Source organism: Streptomyces sp. NPDC097981 (assembly GCF_040302565.1).
Lineage (GTDB): Bacteria > Actinomycetota > Actinomycetes > Streptomycetales > Streptomycetaceae > Streptomyces.
Window position 1 is genome coordinate 1 of sequence record NZ_JBEORW010000163.1, and the last position, 2,290, is coordinate 2,290.

At 73.5% G+C, this 2,290-nt stretch carries 1 protein-coding gene; it reads right to left on the bottom strand.

All coding sequences use genetic code 11. The features are described from left to right. A partial coding sequence (locus ABTY04_RS40780) for a condensation domain-containing protein (protein ID WP_352218482.1) occupies positions 1–2,290 on the bottom strand: 2,290 nt, incomplete at both ends.

Here is a 2,290-nt window from a genome sequence, read left to right on the forward strand (position 1 = left end):
AGGTCCGCCGCCGCGACCACCGCGCCACGCAGACCCGCCGGCACACCGCCGGGCCCGAAGGACTCGCCGACACTGAACTCGAGGTCGAACTTGGCCACCGGCACACCGGCCGATGTCCCTCCCGCCCGGACCCCGGGCAGGTCCAGGGCCGCATCCGCGTTGTTCTGCAGGGTGAGCATCACCTGGAACAGCGGGTGCCGGGCCAGGGAGCGCGTCGGGGCGAGTTCCTCGACCAGCCGCTCGAACGGCACGTCCTGGTGCGCGAAGCCCGACAGACCGGCCTCCCGTACCCGCGCCAGCAGTTCGCGGAACGTCGGGTCCCCCGACAGGTCCGCACGCAGCATCAGCGTGTTGATGAAGAAGCCGACGAGGTCGTCCAGTCCTTCGTCCGTACGTCCGGCGTTCGCCGACCCGATCGGGATGTCCGTTCCGGCGCCGAACCGCGACAGCGTGACCGCCAGCGCTGCCTGGAGCACCATGAAGACCGTCACGCCCTCGGCGTGCGCCAGCTCCACCAGCCGCGCGTGCACCTCCGCCGGGATCTCCAGGGAGATTCCGTGCCCGCGGTGGCTGGCCACCGACGGGCGCGCGTGGTCGAAGGGCAGCGCCAGTTCCTCGGGGATCCCGGTCAGCGCTTCGCGCCAGTAGGCCATCTGCTGGGAGACGACGCTGTCCGGGTCCTGGTCGTCGCCGAGCAGTTCGCGCTGCCACATCGCATAGTCCGCGTACTGCACCGGCAGCGGCTCCCACTCGGGCGCCCGCCCCTCCTGGCGCGCGGCGTACGCGGCGGAGACGTCACGGGCCAGCGGTCCCATCGACCAGGCGTCACCGGCGATGTGGTGCACGGTCACGACGAGCACGTGCTCGTCCGCGTCGGCCGAGAACAGCCAGGCCCGGATGGGCACTTCAGCCGAGAGGTCGAAGGCGTACCGCGCCGCCTCCGACACCGCGGTGTCCACGTCGGCCACCGTGGTGGAGAGGTCCACGACGTCGAGCTTCCACGGCAGGTCCGCCAGGTCCAGCACCTGCTGGTACGGCTCGCCGTCGGCGACCGCGAACACCGTGCGCAGCGCTTCGTGGCGGCCGATGACGTCCCGCAGGGCGGCGCCGAGCGCCTCGGCGTCGACCCGGCCCGCCAGGCGGAGCACCATCGGGATGTTGTAGGTCGCGCTCGGCCCCTCCAGCTGGCCGATGAACCACAGGCGGCGCTGCGCGAACGACAGCGGCACCCGCTCGGGGCGTTCCCGGGCGGCCAGCGCCAGGCGGGCCCGGTCGGCGCCGGCGATCCTGGCCGCGAGCCGGGCCACCGTCGGCGCCTCGAACAGCGCACGGAGCGGCACTTCCACGTCGAGCACGGCCCGCACGCGGCTGACCAGGCGAACGGCGAGGAGGGAGTGGCCGCCGAGGGTGAAGAAGTCGTCGTCGACGCCGACGGTGTCCACGCCCAGCACCTGGGCGAAGACGCCGCTGAGGATCTCCTCGTGGAGGGTGGAGGGGGCCCGGCCCGGGCTCACCGCGTCGCCGTAGTCGGGCGCGGGTAGGGCCTTGCGGTCCAGCTTGCCGTTCACGGTCAGGGGCAGCTCGTCCAGCACCACGACCGTGGCCGGGACCATGTACTCCGGCAGACGCTCGGCCACGAGCGCGCGCACCGACGCCGGCAGTCCGGCATCCGCGCCGTCCGCAGGCACGACGTAGGCGACGAGGCGCTTGTCGCCGGGCGTGTCCTCACGGGCGACGACGGCGGCCTGTGCCACCTCCGGGTGCCCGGCCGCCACGGACTGCACCTCGCCCAGTTCGATGCGGAACCCGCGCAGCTTGACCTGCTCGTCGGCCCGCCCGGCGAAGGTCAGCTGGCCGTCGGTCTCCCAGCGGGCGAGGTCGCCGGTCCGGTACATCCGCGCCCCGGCCCCGGCGAAGGGGCAGGCGACGAAGCGTTCGGCGGTGAGTTCGGGGCGGCCGTGGTAGCCGCGCGTAAGCTGCGCGCCCGCCACGTACAGCTCGCCCACGACACCGGCCGCGACCGGCTGGAGCGATCCGTCGAGGACGTACAGCCGGGTGTTGGCCGTCGGTGAACCGAAGGGGACCGTCCCCTCGCGTCCGGGGTCGACCGATCCGGTGGCCACGATCACGGTGGCTTCGGTGGGTCCGTAGGTGTTGACCAGGTTCCGGTCCCGCGCCCACGCGGCCGCCAGGCCCGGTTCGATCGCCTCGGCGCCGACCACCAGCGAGCCGACGCCCGCCAGGTCCCCGGGCTCCAGCACACCGAGCAGCGACGGCACCACGCTCGCGG